The following is a 16,450-nucleotide window of genomic DNA, read 5'->3' on the forward strand; positions in this document are numbered from 1 at the left end:
TCTCCTCGCCCCCTAGACTCAGGTTCTACTCTAAATGCCGTAGAGGCCCCGCGCGGAGCCACCCGGTTGGACCGTGCTGGTTTCGCCCCACCAACAGCGCGGGTTCAACTGATTACAGTGCATGCGGCATTCAGAGCAACCTGTGCTTCTTGCCATCGGCCGTATAACTTGAAGCGGAGGCGGTGAGGCGCTGTTTGAACTGGGACATGGCATCTTTGCATAAATATCCAGCCCCTTAGGTTTGTCTGGATTGCGGAGCGGCCTACCACTGCGCGGCGTGGCCGTCGCAGCTCTGGGGATGGGCTAGCGTTGGGCCGCTGTCTGATGCCTCCACCGGCAGCACCGTTGCTGTGCGACCAGTAGCGAGGAGCTTTTCGGCCGAATCTGGCGCAGAAAAGCCGCCTAAGTACACCCCAAACTGACGTCAGATTGACGTGGAAAACGCGTCAGAATAGTCCAGTCAGCACTTCCCGGACACTGCCGAAGCCGGGTCCTAGACCCATACCTGACAGAAGCACGCAGGCGCGAAGCTCCTGCCGCCGCTGCATCCCACGGGCACCACGCACGCAAAGACAAGCATCCTTCCCAAAATGTCCCACCCCGCCCCTAGACTTTTGGCCATGGACAACAACGGGAAAGAAACCATCGGCAGCCCGACCCCCGAGCCGGATGCAGGCCTGAACCGCGATCCCGAGGACTGGGTGACCGGGGACGAGCCCATGACTGCGGCACAGCGCAGCTACCTGGACACGCTCGCCCGGGAGGCGGGGGAAGAACTGCCCGCGGACCTCAGCAAGGCCGAGGCGTCCAAGCACATCGACCGTCTGCAGCAGCGCAGCGGGAGGGTGTCAGGGGACGGGAACGACGCCGGCGACTAAGCACCGGCGCAATAAAAGAGAAGGGCCTACCAGGCCTGGTGTTCCCGCGTGAGGCCGAAGGGAACGGACTCGCTCAGCGAAATCGTGAACTTGTCGGCGGCGTGCCGCGTGACCAGGATGCCGTGCCGCCGGTCGGCAAGGGCACGCGCCTTGGCAGCTGAGACGGCAGCGTCCAGTTCGCTGTCCATGCTTTGGCGGTCGGCGACGGTGAGGGTCAGGGGGAAGTTCATGGGTGAAGCCTTAGGTAGATCGCGGGGATAGGGGGCAGGGCAACCGCCTGCGCTCCCCAAGGCTGCAGACGACGACAGGCACATAAAAAGGCCTTCGGACCATGATGCCCGATCATCGGAAGGCCAACAACTGGAGAAAAATAACCGCAGGTCAGAGCGGATAGCGCTTTCCTGCCGAGGGTAATTACGGCACCCAATGCGCGGTCAACTAAAGTTGGATCCGGGGCGGAGGCTGATTTCCAGCCGGCTCCGATGCCACAGACACCGCCACGCGGCAGAACCAAGCACCAGCGCAACACCACACGTGTGCCACAACTGACAAGGATCCCGCCATTTCCACCGACGCTTTCTTCGGCAAACTGACCAGGATCCGCAACGTCATCCTCCCCGCACCGGCCATGGAAAACCTGAACACCGGCCGCGGACTGCTGGGCGGGTTCATCGTGGTCCACCTTGTCTTCCTCATCTTCGCCGCCTCGCTCTCGCTGCGCGGCGAAGCATTCAGTGACACCTTCATCTACCGCGACTGGGCCATGGCCGGGTTCGACGACGCCAACCTCTCCGGCGGCCCCAGCCCCTGGGTCTACCCCATCCTGGCGCTCATCCCCATGGCCATCGCAGGCATCGCCGGGCCGGGGCCATTCTTCTTCCTCTGGGTCCTGATGACCACCCTCCTCAACGGCTGGGCGCTCCTGAAGCTCACCGGACGCGGCCGCCATCACGAGGCAATCCCCGCCGGCTGGTGGTGGCTGGTGTTCACCTTCCTCATGGGCTGGCTGGGATTCGCCCGCGTGGACGGCCTCACCGCCCCGCTGGTCCTGGTGGCACTGGCCTACGGCGTCAACCGGCCGTTCATCGCCTCCGTTCTCCTCGCCATCGGCACCTGGGTGAAGGTGTGGCCGGCGGCCGTCATGCTGGCCCTCTTCGCCGTCGTAAAGAACCGGATCCTGGTGGTCCTGGCAGGACTTGCGACGACGGCGGGCGTCGTCGCGCTGGCAGCGGCAGTGGGCAGCGTCCCCAAGCTGCTGAACTTCCTCACCCAGCAGGGCGACCGCGGCATGCAGCTCGAGGCCACCTTCACCACGCCCTGGCTCTGGCTCTCCGTCCTTAACGTCGGTGATTCCCGGATGTATATGAACACCGCCATCAACTCCATGCAGGTGGACGGTCCGGGCACCGCCGTCATGTCCGTCCTCATGCAACCGCTCCTGATCCTGGCCGCCCTGCTCGTGGCCGGCATGACCTTCTGGGCCCTCCATAATGGCAAAATCAGCGGCGGCGTGGACCGTACCGAGCTGCTCCTCGCCGGCGCCCTCACGCTCGCCACCGCGTTCGTTGTCTTCAACAAGGTGGGCTCGCCGCAGTTCATGGTCTGGCTCGCCCCCGCCGTCGCCGTCGGCCTGGCCCACAGCTGGCGCGACTGGCGCGTCCCGGCCGCCATGCTGATCGTCATCGCCGTGGCCACGTACTTTATCTACGCTGTTCTACGACGCGCTCAGCCACAACAATCCGTGGATGGCCCTGGTGCTCACCATCCGCAACGTCCTCCTGGTGGTCCTGTTCCTCTGGAGCGTCCGGCGCCTGTACCTGCTGGGCAAGAAGGCCCCGGCCGCCGCCCCCGCGCTCAAGGAGTCCTGAGATTTCCACGAGGTTCTTCGACCGCCTGGTGGCGGTCCGCAGCAAAGTCCTCCCCGCCAAGGTGGTGGACTGGTTCGCCCGCCCGTCCAGCGTGTGGTGGGGCTTCGCCGTCGTCCATCTCTACTTCCTGGGCTGGATGGCGTCCTTCTTCCTGCACGGCGACACCTTCAGCGACACCGAGCAGTACCGGCAGTGGGCCACGGCCGGCTACAACCCGTCGGACCTGGACGGAAAGATCAGCCCGTGGGTCTACCCGGTGCTGGCGCAGATCCCCATTTTCCTGGCCAACATCGCCGGGCCAAGCCTCTACCTGCTCACCTGGTTCCTCATCATCACGGCGCTCAACGCCGTCGGGCTCCTCTACCTGACCCGCGGCCCCCGGAGCACCAAAGGCATTGCCCCGGCCTGGTGGTGGCTGTTCTTCACCGTTTTCATGGGCTACCTCAGCTTCGCCCGGGTGGAAGGCATCACCGCACCCATCGTGCTGATCGCACTGCTCTATGCAGCCGAGCGGCCCGTGGTGGCCGGCGTCCTGCTCAGCATTGCCACCTGGATCAAGGTCTGGCCGGCCGCAGTGCTGGCGCCGATCGTGATCGCGAGCCACAAGCGGATCCAGGTGGTCCTGGCCGGCGTTGCCGTGACCACCGTGGTCACCGCGGGCACGTGGCTGTCCGGCGGCCTGCCGCACATCCTGGACTTCCTCCTCAACCAGGGCGAGCGCGGGATGCAGCTCGAAGCCACGTTCTCCACACCGTGGGTGTGGCTGAGCGTGTTCAACATCGCCGGGTCGAAGATGGCGGACAACACCGCCATCAACTCCACCGAGGTCTACGGCCCGGGCGCCGCCACCGCCGCGGTCCTGATGCAGCCGCTGCTCATCCTCGCCGCCCTTGGAGCGGCCATCCTGCTGGTCCGCGCCATGAAACGGGGGGCCGAACGCGAGGAACTGTTCCTCGAAGGCTCCCTCATGATGGTCACCGCGTTCATCGTGTTCAACAAGGTGGGTTCACCGCAGTTCATCATCTGGCTGGCGCCGGTGATCATCGCCGGGCTGACCCACGACTGGAACCGCTGGAAGGTCCCGGCCGCGCTGCTGATGGGCATCGCCATGACCACCTTCGTGATCTACCCGCTGTTCTACACCCCGCTGATCCATGCCCACCCGGTCATGGCAGCCATCCTCACCACCCGCAACGTCCTGCTCGTGGTGCTGCTTTGGTGGTCGGTGCAGCGGACGGCGGAACTTGGCCGGAAATCCACCGCGCCGGTTCCCGCCGCGAACGCTTAGGGGTCAGCGGGAGAAGGGGGTCAGCGGCTGACGGCCCGTTCCCGCTGCGCCATCAGCCACTGCCAGCCGCGCCGCGCGAGGTCCCAGGGCTTGCCCTGGATCAGCAGCTTGCGGGTGTGCACGTCCAGGAACAGCAGGTAGAACGTAAAGGCGAGCGCGGTGAAGAACGCCAGGGTGGACGCATCGATGGGAAGCTCCACGAACGACCATACAGACAGCTGGTCCTGCGCGCCGAACACCACGAAGAACGTGACGCCCACGTACAGGGACCGGATCTGCCAGTCGTCGCGGATCCCCGTGACGGCCAGGAACGGCAGGAACCACAGGATGTACCAGGGCTGGATGATGGGTGAGAGCATCACGACGGCGGTGAAGGCCAAGGCCATCCGGCGCACCGCGCGCGAGTAGTCGCCGCGGAACATCAGGAGCAGGACCAGCGCGATGGCGCCCCACTTCATCCCGGTCCGCAGCCAGGTGGCGAGCGTGCCGCCCGGGAGACCCAGCGCGTTGGCGAGCATTTCCACCTGCTGGCCCAGGAAGCCGGACGGCGAATACCCCGTGTACCCGGGGGTGGGGTCCATGATGGCCCAGGTCCAGCCAATGCCCAGGTTGTAGGGGATGCCGCTGAGGAGCAGCACACCGAAGCTGAGGCCCGCCGTCGCGCCCCACATCAGGAACTTGCGCGTCCAGGTGGCGGACGGGCCTGCCCACATCACGCCAAGGAAGGGCAGCAGCAGGACAGTGATGGGCTTGATGCCGATCGACGCGGTGACCAGGAGGATCCCCACGATGTAGCGGCGGGTGGCCGCGAAGTAGACGCCGGCCACGGCCAGGCCCACCATCAGGGCATCGTTGTGGGCGCTGGCGATGAAGCTGATGAGGAACAGCGGGTTGGCCACGGCGATCCAGAGTGCCCGCGCGCCGTTGATGCCGTGCAGCTCCGCCAGCTTGGGCACGTAGATGACGCAAAGAAGGACCCCGACGCCGGCCAGCAGGCGGAAGAGGAGGACGGAGACGTCCGGCTGGGCGCCGGTCAGTCCCACCACCCCGCGCGCCAGCCACAGGAAGTACGGCCCGTAGGGGGTCCGGTTTTCCGCCCAGGCGGGGTCCGCGCCGAGGGCGAACCAGTTGCTGAGCGTGGAGATGCCCACCTCGTAGGGGTTCTGGCCCTCCTGCACCAGCCGCCCCTGGCCCGTGTAGGCATAGACGTCCCGGGAGAAGACGGGCACGCAGAACAGCAGGGGCAGGGACCAGGCGGAAATGGCAATCACCACCGACCGCAGGGACGACTTCCCCCACTCGGCCAGGCGCTGCCCCAGCCGCAGCCAGGACCGCATCAGCACCATGGCGCCAACGGTCAGCAGGACGGTGGAAACGGTGACGCCCCAGCCCTCCGTGCGGAGCGCGATGACCACGGGCTGGCGGATCATGGGCGAGCCGTTGGCGATCCAGCCGGTTCCGATGGAACCGGCGAACATCATGAGGGCCCCGACGAACCCTTCGATGATTGCCAGGTAGGCGCGTCCGGTCGCCGGCGCGGAGGCCTTGACCGGCGCTGCCGGCTGGCTCTCCGACGTCCCGAGATGTGACCCGCCTGCCGTCATGATTGTGTCTGGTCCCCTACTTCGTTACGGCGCTGGTTGGACCAGCTGAAAGGCCGCCCTGCAACCCGGCCATTTTATCAGCAGGCTTTCCTGCCGCCCCGGGACCAGACGGGATCGAAGGCCACAATCACGCAACAAGGCTGGGGTAGCCTTGGAACGGCAGCCGAGTCGTCGGCGCATTCCTTTTTCCACCCACTGTCTTCCGCGGCCGGGCTGGAACCGTGCGCATTGTGGCGCGCAATCACGTTGCCCACCCGCTCTTCCCGCAGAGCCAAGCACCTGGAGCCGCTCCTTGGCCGTCGCCGCCAGCACCCGTCCCGCCCGGCAACCGATTACCGTCCTGACGGCCCTGCGCTCTCCACGGCAGCTTTCCCGCGAGGTCCTGGCCGGCATGGTCACCACCCTGGCCCTGGTCCCGGAAGTCATCTCCTTCTCGATCGTGGCCGGGGTGGATCCCATGGTGAGCCTCGTGGCCTCCATCGTCCTGGCCCTGGCGATGTCCATCCTGGGCGGACGGCCCGGCGTCATCACTGCCGCAGCCGGTTCCGTGGCCCTGGTAATCGCCCCTCTTGTGCATGAGCACGGTGTCCAGTACGTCCTGCCGGCGGTACTCCTGGCCGGCGTGATCCAGGTGGTCTTTGGCCTCGCGGGGCTTGCCCGGCTGATGCGGTTCATTCCGCGGTCGGTGATGATCGGGTTCGTTAATGCCCTGGGCGTGCTGATTTTCATGGCGCAGGTGCCGCACGTCATCAACGTCCCGTGGCTCGCCTATGTCCTGTTCGCCCTGACGTTCGCCATCATCTTTATCCTGCCGCGCTTCACCAGGGCCGTCCCGTCGCCGCTGGTGGCCATCGTGGTGGTGACGGCAATCGTCATCGCCGCCGGACTCACCGTTCCCGATGTCTCGGACGAGGGGCCCCTCACCGGCCGGCTGCCCGGGATCACCCCCTTCCTTTTTCCGGTGACCCTCGAGACCTTCCAACTGGTCCTGCCCACGGCGCTGAGCGTGGCGTTTGTTGGCCTCATGGAAACCCTCCTGACGGCGAAACTCGTCGATGACATGACGGACACCCCCTCGCACAAGGGCCGTGAATCGTGGGCCCTGGGCGTGTCCAACATTCTGGCCGGTTTCTACGGCGGGATCGCAGGCTGCGCAATGATCGGCCAGACCGTCCTGAATGTGAAGACCGGCCAGGCGCGCACCCGTATATCCACGTTTGTGGCCGGCCTGTTCCTGCTGGCGCTGGTGACCGGACTCAGCTCCGTCTTGGGGCAGATCCCCATGGTGGCCCTGGCCGCGGTCATGATGGTCGTCGCGGTCACTACCGTCGACTGGCACAGCGTCAAACCGTCCACCCTGAAGAGGATGCCGGTGCCGGAGACGCTCGTCATGGTGGTCACGGTCGCCGTCGTGGTCGTCACTGGCAACCTGGCGTACGGGGTGCTGGTGGGGGTCATCCTGGCGATGGTGTTGTTCGCCCGCCGCGTGGCGCACGTCATCAGCGTCGAGCGGAGCCTCGCGGATGACGGCGAAAGCGTCCGTTACGAGGTGGTGGGGCCGCTGTTCTTCGGGAGCAGCAACGACCTGGTGGAGCACTTCGCCTATGCCGACGACCCCGCCTCGGTGACCATTGACCTCAGCCGCGCCAGATCTGGGATGCCTCGACTGTCGCCGCCTTGGACTCGATCGAGACGAAATATGCCGGCCACGGGGCTGCGGTGGCAATCGTTGGGATGGATGAGCGCAGCACCGGCTTCCACGGCCGCCTCACCGGACATTTGGGCGCCTGAGCACACGCGAAAGAGCGGGGCCGCGCGGCCCCGCTCATTCCGGGTATGAGGCTTAGGAGAACCGTCCCGGCCGGAAGGTGGCGAGCATGGGGTGCTTCCTGCCGGTCAGGATCTCGCCGGCCAGGAGCTCACCGGCAATGAGGCCCAGGGTGGCGCCGGAGTGCGTGAAGGCGACGAAGCAGCCGGGCACCTGTCCCAGTTCGCCAAGGACCGGCTCGCCGTCGCCGGGGATCGGCTTGTAGCCCATCTTCCAGGACGCCGGTTTGAGCTCCGGGTTGCCGGCAACCAGCTTCGACGCCTCGTCGGCCAGCTCCTGCACCACCTCATCCGGGATGCTGAACGAGCCGTCCGCGTGCTCGGTGATGTGCTCCTCGTACCAGTCGTGGTCCAGCGCGAACGTGCCGCCGGGGTTGGGCCGGAGCGCGGCCCGCGGGGTGTTCATCACCGCAGCGACATCGTGCTGCACCTGCTTGGTCACCACCAGCATCGACACCGGTGAGCCGTTGGGGATCCGGACGCCAAGGGGTTCGACGACGGCGGGCGTCGCCGCGCCGCACGCCACCAGGACGGCGTCGGCCGGGTAGGTCCCGCCCGCGGCCGTTTCCACCCCCGTGGCCCGTCCACCCTCCACCATCACGGAGGTCTTGCCCGCGTTCAGGACGAGTTCACCGCCGCGGGAGTGGAATTCCTCCATCAGGAAGTCGATCAGGTCGGGCAGGCTGACCCAGCCCTCGCCCGGGTTGAAGATGGCCTTCTCCGGGACGGCGGCGGCGTCGATGCCGGGGGTAGCGGAAGCGATGTCACCGGGCCGGAGGAGCTTGGAGTCGTAGCCGATGGACTTCTCGTAGGCGTGCCGGGACTCGGTGGCAGCCTGCTGCCCTTCGGCATTCCACATCAGGCCGCCGCCGAACTGCAGCCACTCCCGGGTCGGGTCAGCGGCAAAGAGGGTGCGGTAGCGGTCCACGCCGGCGACCCGCAGCTGGTGGTAGGGGGTGGAGCGTTCGCCGGCGGAATTGAGCCAGGACAGTGACCGGCCACTGGCCTCGCTGGCCAGGCCGCGTTCGGTCAGCAGGATGACGGAGGCGCCTTCGCGGAGCAGGTGGACGGCCGTGGAAACGCCCAGGATGCCGCCGCCGATGACGGCGACGCGCTTGGTGGAGGCTGCAGAGGACATGGTGTCCCTTTCTGTGAAGCGTGATGGTGGTGGCGCGGCGACGCGCCGGAGGGAAAAATGGCGGGGTGCCGGAGGTCAGGCCATGGCGTGGATGCCTTCGATGACCCTCAGCACCTCGAGGGGTTCGGACGGGTTGACGGGCAACGGTCCGTCTCCGCGCAGTGCGGCGGAAAGCCCGGCATAGAACTGCGGGTAGGCTCCCCGCTCCGCCGGCACGGGAACGGTGGCACCGTCCGCCCCCAGGAGCCCCCAACGCTCCTGGGGTTCCACACCGTAGGCGGGGTCCGACGGCGGCAGTTCGGCCGCGAGGGCAGGTTCCTGGCCGTCCAGGCCCCACTTGGTATAGCCGGACCGGGAGCCCAGGACGTGGAAGCGCGGCCCGGCCTGGGCGGCCATGCCGTTCATCCACAGCCTTGAGCGGACGCCGGACGCGTGCTGCAGTGACACGAAGGCCTCGGTATCGGCGGCATCGGGGTGGGGCCCGCGGTTGGCCGTCTCGCCGTAGCTCCTGTCCACCGGGCCGAACAGCTGGATCGCCTGGTCGATGAGGTGGGCCCCCAGGTCGTGCAGGATGCCGCCGCCCTCGGCGAGGGACACGGTGTCCCGCCAGTTGCCGAAGCCTTCCGGACGCCACCACTCAAAGCGCGACTCGAAGCTGCTGATGTCGCCGAGGACGCCCGACGCCAGGACTTTCCGGAGGGTCAGGAAGTCGGCGTCCCAGCGCCGGTTCTGGAACACGGTGAGCTGCACCCCGCCGTCGGCCGCCCTGCTGATCAGTTCTTCCCCCAGGTCCGACGTGGGAACAAAGGGCTTGTCCACCACCACGTGCAGTCCGTGGGCGATGGCCGTGGCTGCCAGCCCGAAGTGGGTGTCCGGCGGAGTGCCAAGGATAACCAGGTCGAGGTTTCCCGCCTCCGCGAACAATTCCTCCGGGGTGGCAAGGATCCGGGTCTGCGGGTAGAGCCTGGCTGCCTCAGCCACCCGCTCCGGGTTGGAGGTGACGATGACATCCAGGGAGAAGTCCGGATTCGCGGCGATCAGTGGCGCGTGGAACACACGGCCGGAAATTCCGAAGCCGACGACGGCAGTACGGATGGGTGCCGCTGCAACGGTCCGCATCACAGCACCTCGGACAGGAAGCGCTGGAGCCGTTTGCTGCGCGGATTGTCGAACAGCTGGGCGGGGGTACCGGCCTCCACCACTTCGCCTTCGTCCATGAAGACCACCTGGTCGGCCACCCTGCGGGCGAAGCCCATTTCGTGGGTCACCACCAGCATGGTCATTCCGCGGCGGCCCAGTCCGGCCATGAGGTTCAGCACGCCCTTGACCAGTTCGGGATCCAGGGCGCTGGTGGCCTCATCGAAAAGCATGACCTCAGGCTCCATGGCAAGCGCCCGCGCAATGGCGACGCGCTGCTGCTGGCCGCCTGACAGGTCCCTGGGCCGGTGGTCGGCCCGCTCCGCCAGCCCCACCTCGGCGAGGCGGCGGCGGGCGAGCTCCATCGCCTGCGCCTTCGGCATTCCCTTAACGCTCCAGAGGGCCAGCGCCACGTTCTCCAGGGCGGTGTGGTCCGGGAACAGATTGAAATGCTGGAAGACCATGCCGATGCGGGTCCGCAGGGTGTCCGGGTTGGCGGTCAGGGTGCTTTCCCCCGCGAGCAGCACCTCGCCGCTCTTGGGCTCGTGCAACCGGTTGATCCCGCGCAGCAGGGTGGATTTGCCCGAACCTGATGGTCCGATGATGCAGGTGGTGGTGCCCGGAGCGACGGTGAGGCTGACGTCGCGCAGGACGTTGATGTCCCCGTAGGCCATGGTCAGGTTGCGGAGTTCCAGGCTCGAGCCGTGGAACGTGGGCGAGTCCGCCGCGGTGTTGTGGGCGGCTGTGGTTGGCAGGTTCATGTGTTGCTCCCGGTGGTGAGCGGCGAGGCCGCGTCGAGTTCCTTGACTTCCTTCAGCCCGCTGGTGGGGGCGGCGGGGCGGCGGCGGCCGGTCCGGAACTTGTTGTCGAAGTGGTTTACGAGGTGGGTCAGCGGAACCGTGATCACCAGGTAGAAGACGCCCGCGGCGACCAGCGGGGAAAGGTTGCCGGACAGGACAGCTGCGTCCTGGCCCACGCGGAAGAGTTCTCGTTCACTGACCAGCAGTCCCAGGAAGTAGACCAGCGAGGAGTCCTTGACGATGGCGATGAACTGGTTCACCAGTGCCGGAAGGACCCGGCGGACGCCCTGCGGCACCACCACCAGGGCCATGGACTTGGCGTAGCTCATGCCCAGGGCGCGGCAGGCTTCGCCCTGGCCCTTGTCCACGCTGAGGATCCCGGCGCGGAAGATCTCACCGATGTACGCGCTGGCGATCAGGCTCAGCGCAATGATTCCCAGGGGGTAGGGCGACGGACCAAAGATGGACTGGCTGAGGCGTGCGAAGCCCTGGCCGATCAGCAGGATGGTGAGGATGGCGGGCAGGCCACGGAAAAGGTCCGTGTAGATCCTGGCCGGAACGCGCAGCCACTTGGAGGGGGAAATGCCCATGACGGCAACCACCATTCCCAGCACCGTCCCAAGGAGGGTGGCTGCGATGGAAATGATCAGGGTATTGAGAAGGCCGACCCCCAGCAGCTGGGGCAGGACCTCGGCCATCGCGCCGAAGTCGAAGAAGGTACGGATGATGGTGTTGAGCCAGTCCATGGTTGCTCTCAGACGTTAGATGGTGTTGGCGGTCCGGGCGGACTGCGGGGTGCAGCCCGCCCGGTGGTTGGCCTGGGCCTATTTGCTGGGCTCGGGCGAGGCGGTCTGCTCGGCTTTTGGCAGGTACTGCTCGGGCATCGGGGAACCCGGGAACCACTTCTGGTAGAGCTTCTTCCAGGTGCCGTCCTCCATGGCCTCCGCGAGTCCCTTGTTCAGGGCTTCCTTGAAGGCCGGCTTGTCCTTCGCCACGGCGAACCCTGCCGGCGCGTCGAAGGACGGGATGTCCGCGGCGCTGACCAGGCCGTGCTGTTCCTGGTAGGCCTTGGCGGCCTCGTAGTCCAGGAAGTGGGCGTCAACGGTGCCGCTGTTGACGGCCGCGATGGCGGTGTTGTTGTCCGGGAAGCGGACCAGGCTGGCGGACGTGAAGTTCTTCACGGCATAGGCTTCCTGGAGGGTCCCCTGGACCACGCCCAGCCGCTTTCCGGCAAGACCCTCGGCACCCGTGATCCCGGAGGTCTTGGTGGTGATGACGGTCAGGTATCCGGCGAGGTAGCCGTCCGAGAAGTCCACAGTCTCTTTGCGCTTGTCCGTGATGCCGATCGCGGCCACTCCGGCGTCGAACTGCCCGTTGGCCACGGCGGCAAGGAGGCCGGAGAAGTCCTGTCCGGTGAAGACCACGTTGTCTACGCCGGCGCGGTGGGCCACGTCCTTGAAGAGTTCCACGTCGAACCCCGTGAAGTTGCCCGAGGCATCCGCGAAGGTGTACGGCTTCGAGTCACCCAGGCTGGCCACCCGGATGGTGCCGGGCTGGATCAGGCCGTAGGGGTTGTCCTCCATGGTGGTGGAGGCGGCAGTGGTGGAGCCGCAGCCGGAGAGCGCAAGCACTGCGGCAAGGGCGGCCGCAGCCAGGCCGGCGGGGCGGAAGTTCAGTTTTTTCACAGCGTTGTCCAATCGTTGATGGGGAGGCGGTGCTGTCAGGGCCGCCAAAGAAAGTGGCCGATGTTCTTGTTGAGTCCGGTCTCAACACCTAGGATTGAGACCGGACTCACATCGATTGATAGAAATGTAGCCGAACTCACATGGGCCGTCAACAGCCCCGTCGAAAGGTGAAGATGAACGGTGAAGGAGCGAGGCGGCGGGACGTGACCGTTGCCGACGTCGCCAAGGCAGCCCAGGTATCCAAGGCGCAGGCCGCGAGGGCGCTGGGCAACTACGGCGCCGTCAGCGACGATGTCCGCGAACGGGTACTCGCCGCAGCCGAGGCGCTTTCTTACCGCCCCAACGAGCTTGCCCGCAGCATGAACACGGGGAAATCGCACACCATCGGCGTGGTGGTGGGCGATATCGAAAACCCGCATTTCGGCCTTGCCACCCGGGGCATCACCGACGCCGCGAAGAAAGCCGGCTACAACGTCATCCTGGTCAACACAGACGAGGACCGGGCGGCCGAAGTGGAGGCCGTCCGGATCCTGCTGGACAAACGGGTGGACGGCCTGATCGTCGCACCCGCATCATCGGTGGATACCGCGCACCTCCAGCAGGTGCACCAGTCAGGCCGCCCCCTGGTCTTTATTGATCGGACCGGCGGGGACCTGGATGTGGAGACGCTGGCAGTGGACATGGCCAAGATTTCACTCGAGGCCACGCAGCATCTGCTCGAGGCCGGCCACCGCAGGATCGCCTTCATTTCCACGTTGCGGACCGACGCCCCCTACAAGCCGGGGATGACGCTGGACTCGTCGCAGATCGAGGACCGTTTGGAGGGAATGCAGAGGGCATTCCTGGCGGCAGGCCTTCCGTTCCCGGAGGACCTGGTCCGGCTGAATGCCGGAGACGCCGAATCCATCCGCAGCATTACCCGGGACGTCCTTCGCGGGCCGGAGCGGGCCACTGCGGTGGTCGCTTCCGATGGCCTGATCGCCCTCAGCGTGGTGGAGGCGATCCAGGAACTTGGACTGTCGATTCCCGGCGATGTTTCGTTCCTCATGTACGACGACTTCCCCTGGACCCGGCTCACCACCCCGCCCCTGACCGTAATCGCCCAGCCGGTCTACAACATGGGTGTGGCTGCAGCCAAGGCGCTGATCCGCCAGATGGAGGGCCTTCCGCCTGCCGCACCGGCGCAGTTCACGGCTACCCTGGTGCGGCGCGGTTCGGTCGGACCGTGCCCGGACCTACAGGAGCCGGTCGCTGCGGGCCGTACGGTTGCGGCCCCCTGACTTCGCCACATACAACGCCGCGTCCGCGGCGGCGATGACGCTGTCCACCTCGGCGGTCCCGGCGTCGTACGTGGAAATTCCGTAACTGGCAGTCGGCATTTCCATGCCGTCCACCGTTGGCGCGGAGGCCAGGCGGCGGCTGATCTCTTCCGCGATCAGTTCGGCCCGCTCAGCACTGGCGCCGGGAATCAGGAGGACGAATTCTTCGCCGCCGTACCGGCCCACCAGGTCCGTGGACCGGACGGTGTCGGTGCAGGCTTCGGCGAAGCGCTGCAGGGCGATGTCCCCGGCGGCGTGGCCGTAGGTGTCGTTGACGGTCTTGAAGTGGTCCAGGTCCGCCAGGATCAGGGCGCCGGAACCGCGCGTGATGGTGCGGTCCGAGAGCAACTCGGCGGCCAGGTCAACGAAGGCCTTGCGGTTGAGCAGGCCGGTCAGGTCGTCCCGGGACGCGACCACCCGGAGGGCCCGCGTCTGCTGCTCGCTGCTGAGCGCCGCCATGCTGAAGGAGACCACCACCAGCAGCACCATGGTCACCAGGGTTGTCACTGCAGAGCCAAAGACCGTGGTGAAGGTGGGCCCGTGCTGTCCCTCGAACAGGAACGCCACCCAGCGGAAGAAGTAGAAGACGGCCAGGCCGCCGGCGGATACCGCCATGGGGATCCGGACCCGCGAATAGCCCGGCTCCAGGCGCCAGAGCTCGCGTGACGCCAGCCCGATGCTGACACTCATCGCGGCGAGGAACACCGGGCCGCCGGACCAGGTGTTCGTGGCAGGGTTGTCCAGGACGGAGGCCACCAGCGTGACCAGCGGGATGCCGGTGAACGCCCACTTCGGCGGAGGTACAGTCCGCAACGACCGCGCACCTGCCCAGACCGCCACCCCGCCATGCACCAGCAGCACGTTGCCCAGCGGATTGGCCCATATCTGGTGGACTGTGCCGTCCAGCAGGAAGCAGGCGGACCCCGTAAGGAAAAACAGGAGCGCCAGGCACCACCAGCCGCTGTACGGCGAGCGCGTGATCCGGTAGGCGGAGAAGTAGAACAGCAGCACCAGGACCAGGGCCATCAGGCCGAAGGCGATCCGGAGGGTCGCGGTGTCCAGAACCATGTCTTCGAAGTCCCCCCCAACGCCGAATGCTGTGCCGACCATCAGTATCTCACCGGGCACGCGCATCGGCGTCGTACCCATGAACAGCCGCGGCGAAACCGCCTAAGGTGGTGCGATAAGCACAGGATTCCCGGACAGGACCACGAAAGGCCCGCCATGCTCCTCCTTTTCGGCTTCAAGACGGTGCTCAAGGCGCTGCCAGGAAAGCCCGCAACCTGCCAGTACTGCCGCTCCTTCGTCCATCACCACCTGGAAGAGCGCGCCACCAAGTTCACGCTGTTCTTCATTCCGGTGTTCACCACCTCCCGGAAATACAACATCACGTGCTCCAACTGCGGCTACGTCTCCTCCATCTCGGCGCGGCAGAAACGCGCCCTGGAACTGCAGCGCTGAGTTTCCGTTCTGGCTCTGGCCCCCGGCGGCGGCCGCGGCTAGAGTGGGACACGGTCGCCCCTGCCGTCCCCGGCAGAGCGGAGAGGACCCTTGGAGGGAATGGAGGTGGTTTTGATGACTGCAGTTGCCGTGCGCCCGGAGCGCCCCGCACCCATCAACCAGACCATTTCCCTCCGCTGCACGGTTCCAGCCTGACTTCCCTTTTTCTTTCGGCTGGGCGGTGCTGCGGGACTTACCCGAGGTAACCGACGTGACCAATCCTTCAGGGTTCTCCCTGACCAGCAGTGCAACAGACAATTCAAGCGACCCGGGCGGGCCGGTGGCCTATGGCTATACACCGGCAGTGGCCCGGCACTTCGCCGCCCACCCGCTGCCGGGAGCAACCGGCCGCGGCCGGGTGGTCCGCGTGGACCGCAACCTCCTGCTCGTGGCGGTGGACAACCAGCTCCTGCATCTTCCCTATCCCCTGGCCGGCGGCATTCCCGTCACGGGAGACTGGGTCTGGACGGGCCCCAACCGCGCCGGTGAATGCCAGATCCTGGCCGTCCTGCCGCGGCTGTCCGAACTGAGCCGCAAGCGGGCTTTCGAGGATTCGTCCGCGGCCCAGGTCCTGGCGGCGAACATGGACGTGGTGGGGGTGGTGGTTCCCGTGGACCGGCCGCTGACCCACAACCGGCTGGAGCGGACCCTTGTGGCAGCGTGGGACTCCGGCGCCACTCCCCTGGTGATCATCACCAAGGCCGACCTCGCCGCAGTGGCGGACGACGTCGTCGGGAAAGTCATTCTGCAGGCCGCCGGGGTGGAGGTGGTGACCACGTCCGCGGAAAACGGCGACGGGATTGACGAACTGCTGCAGCACATCCCTCCGGGCGGCACCATCGTGCTCCTGGGACCCTCCGGGGCAGGGAAGTCAACGCTGATCAACGCCCTGGTTGGCCGCGAGGTCCAGCACACCGGCGCGGTGCGCTCCGGCGACTTCAAGGGCAAGCACACCACCACGTCCAGGGAGCTGGTGCCGCTTGCCAACGGGACCGTGCTGATGGACACACCAGGGGTGCGCGGCTTCGGGCTGTTCGACGCCGAAGACGGCATGGAGGACATGTTCGGCGACGTGGAGGAACTGGCCGCCGGGTGCCGGTTCTCGGACTGCTCCCACCAGGGCGAACCCGGCTGCGCCGTACAGGAGGCCCTCGCGGACGGCAGCCTTCCCGAGCGGCGCTGGCACAGCTACCTGAAGCTGCAGCGCGAGCTGGCCGCCCTGGCCCGGCGCAGCAGCGTGGCCGCCCAGCGCGCGTACCACCGGGAATGGCACCAGAAGGTGGTGTCGGCCGGGAAGTCGCAGCGCTGGGCGGAGCGGGACCTGGCCGAACGGCAGGACCGCGCCGGCGGGAAGGACCGGAAGCGGCGGCGGTGAGGGTCCGGAGGCCGGCGGTGAGCGCACCAGA

13 protein-coding genes and 2 pseudogenes are annotated in these 16,450 nt (G+C 66.7%); 7 read left to right on the plus strand and 8 right to left on the minus strand.

Annotated elements, in window-relative coordinates:
- Nucleotides 1-620 precede the first annotated feature (620 nt).
- A complete protein-coding gene (locus G205_RS11215; protein ID WP_009358058.1) occupies nucleotides 621-878 on the plus strand; it encodes a DUF3072 domain-containing protein in 258 nt (85 codons plus the stop codon).
- Between the two features lie 26 nt (nucleotides 879-904).
- On the opposite strand, the gene G205_RS11220 is transcribed toward G205_RS11215, so the two are convergent.
- Nucleotides 905-1,108, minus strand: a complete 204-nt coding sequence (locus tag G205_RS11220) for a hypothetical protein (RefSeq protein ID WP_009358059.1) — start codon at nucleotides 1,106-1,108, stop codon at nucleotides 905-907.
- A 398-nt stretch (nucleotides 1,109-1,506) separates the two neighbouring features.
- On the opposite strand from G205_RS11220, the pseudogene G205_RS11225 reads away from it, so the two are divergent.
- A pseudogene (locus tag G205_RS11225) lies at nucleotides 1,507-2,746 on the plus strand (glycosyltransferase 87 family protein).
- A gap of 28 nt (nucleotides 2,747-2,774) precedes the next feature.
- Nucleotides 2,775-4,034 carry a glycosyltransferase 87 family protein gene (locus G205_RS11230; RefSeq protein ID WP_009358061.1) on the plus strand — a complete coding sequence of 420 codons (1,260 nt, stop codon included), beginning with the start codon at nucleotides 2,775-2,777 and terminating at the stop codon, nucleotides 4,032-4,034.
- 20 nt (nucleotides 4,035-4,054) lie between these two features.
- Here the strand turns inward: G205_RS11230 and mptB are convergent, their stop codons facing one another.
- Nucleotides 4,055-5,638 carry a polyprenol phosphomannose-dependent alpha 1,6 mannosyltransferase MptB gene (mptB, locus tag G205_RS11235; RefSeq protein ID WP_009358062.1) on the minus strand — a complete coding sequence of 528 codons (1,584 nt, stop codon included), beginning with the start codon at nucleotides 5,636-5,638 and terminating at the stop codon, nucleotides 4,055-4,057.
- 292 nt (nucleotides 5,639-5,930) lie between these two features.
- On the opposite strand from mptB, the pseudogene G205_RS11240 reads away from it, so the two are divergent.
- A pseudogene (locus G205_RS11240) lies at nucleotides 5,931-7,429 on the plus strand (SulP family inorganic anion transporter).
- A 52-nt stretch (nucleotides 7,430-7,481) separates the two neighbouring features.
- Here G205_RS11240 and G205_RS11245 read toward each other — a convergent pair.
- The 5 genes from G205_RS11245 to G205_RS11265 all read right to left on the minus strand — a co-directional run bounded on the left by G205_RS11245 (nucleotide 7,482) and on the right by G205_RS11265 (nucleotide 12,225).
- Entirely contained in the window at nucleotides 7,482-8,603 is a 1,122-nt protein-coding gene (locus G205_RS11245; protein ID WP_009358064.1) for an NAD(P)/FAD-dependent oxidoreductase, read from the minus strand.
- Between the two features lie 75 nt (nucleotides 8,604-8,678).
- Entirely contained in the window at nucleotides 8,679-9,722 is a 1,044-nt protein-coding gene (locus G205_RS11250; protein ID WP_009358065.1) for a Gfo/Idh/MocA family protein, read from the minus strand.
- Nucleotides 9,722-10,501, minus strand: coding sequence for an amino acid ABC transporter ATP-binding protein (locus G205_RS11255; protein ID WP_009358066.1), 780 nt, complete (start codon nucleotides 10,499-10,501; stop codon nucleotides 9,722-9,724). The genes G205_RS11250 and G205_RS11255 overlap by 1 nt, the downstream gene beginning before the upstream one ends.
- Entirely contained in the window at nucleotides 10,498-11,286 is a 789-nt protein-coding gene (locus tag G205_RS11260) for an amino acid ABC transporter permease (RefSeq protein WP_009358067.1), read from the minus strand. Before G205_RS11260 ends, G205_RS11255 begins: the two co-directional genes overlap by 4 nt.
- A gap of 78 nt (nucleotides 11,287-11,364) precedes the next feature.
- Entirely contained in the window at nucleotides 11,365-12,225 is an 861-nt protein-coding gene (locus tag G205_RS11265; RefSeq protein WP_009358068.1) for an ABC transporter substrate-binding protein, read from the minus strand.
- A gap of 173 nt (nucleotides 12,226-12,398) precedes the next feature.
- On the opposite strand from G205_RS11265, the gene G205_RS11270 reads away from it, so the two are divergent.
- Nucleotides 12,399-13,505, plus strand: a complete 1,107-nt coding sequence (locus G205_RS11270) for a LacI family DNA-binding transcriptional regulator (RefSeq protein WP_035752803.1) — start codon at nucleotides 12,399-12,401, stop codon at nucleotides 13,503-13,505.
- Here the strand turns inward: G205_RS11270 and G205_RS11275 are convergent.
- Nucleotides 13,461-14,612 carry a GGDEF domain-containing protein gene (locus tag G205_RS11275; RefSeq protein WP_035752809.1) on the minus strand — a complete coding sequence of 384 codons (1,152 nt, stop codon included), beginning with the start codon at nucleotides 14,610-14,612 and terminating at the stop codon, nucleotides 13,461-13,463. The genes G205_RS11270 and G205_RS11275 overlap by 45 nt on opposite strands.
- A 156-nt stretch (nucleotides 14,613-14,768) precedes the next feature.
- Here G205_RS11275 and G205_RS11280 point away from each other — a divergent pair, with 156 nt between their 5' ends.
- Both G205_RS11280 and rsgA read left to right on the plus strand, forming a co-directional pair.
- Nucleotides 14,769-15,005, plus strand: coding sequence for a zinc-ribbon domain-containing protein (locus tag G205_RS11280; RefSeq protein ID WP_009358071.1), 237 nt, complete (start codon nucleotides 14,769-14,771; stop codon nucleotides 15,003-15,005).
- 250 nt (nucleotides 15,006-15,255) lie between these two features.
- Nucleotides 15,256-16,419, plus strand: coding sequence for a ribosome small subunit-dependent GTPase A (gene rsgA, locus G205_RS11285; RefSeq protein WP_009358072.1), 1,164 nt, complete (start codon nucleotides 15,256-15,258; stop codon nucleotides 16,417-16,419).
- The last annotated feature ends 31 nt before the right edge of the window (nucleotides 16,420-16,450 follow it).

The organism is Arthrobacter nitrophenolicus (genome assembly GCF_000332815.1).
In the GTDB taxonomy this organism is placed as follows: domain Bacteria; phylum Actinomycetota; class Actinomycetes; order Actinomycetales; family Micrococcaceae; genus Arthrobacter; species Arthrobacter nitrophenolicus.

Coding starts and splice junctions, on each gene's coding strand:
- G205_RS11255 (WP_009358066.1), bottom strand. CDS start 10,501: ATGAACCTGCCAACCACAGCCGCCCACAACACCGCGGCGGACTCGCCC.
- G205_RS11220 (WP_009358059.1), bottom strand. CDS start 1,108: ATGAACTTCCCCCTGACCCTCACCGTCGCCGACCGCCAAAGCATGGAC.
- G205_RS11280 (WP_009358071.1), top strand. CDS start 14,769: ATGCTCCTCCTTTTCGGCTTCAAGACGGTGCTCAAGGCGCTGCCAGGA.
- G205_RS11270 (WP_035752803.1), top strand. CDS start 12,399: ATGAACGGTGAAGGAGCGAGGCGGCGGGACGTGACCGTTGCCGACGTC.
- mptB (WP_009358062.1), bottom strand. CDS start 5,638: ATGACGGCAGGCGGGTCACATCTCGGGACGTCGGAGAGCCAGCCGGCA.
- G205_RS11275 (WP_035752809.1), bottom strand. CDS start 14,612: ATGGTTCTGGACACCGCGACCCTCCGGATCGCCTTCGGCCTGATGGCC.
- G205_RS11250 (WP_009358065.1), bottom strand. CDS start 9,722: ATGCGGACCGTTGCAGCGGCACCCATCCGTACTGCCGTCGTCGGCTTC.
- G205_RS11215 (WP_009358058.1), top strand. CDS start 621: ATGGACAACAACGGGAAAGAAACCATCGGCAGCCCGACCCCCGAGCCG.
- G205_RS11260 (WP_009358067.1), bottom strand. CDS start 11,286: ATGGACTGGCTCAACACCATCATCCGTACCTTCTTCGACTTCGGCGCG.
- G205_RS11245 (WP_009358064.1), bottom strand. CDS start 8,603: ATGTCCTCTGCAGCCTCCACCAAGCGCGTCGCCGTCATCGGCGGCGGC.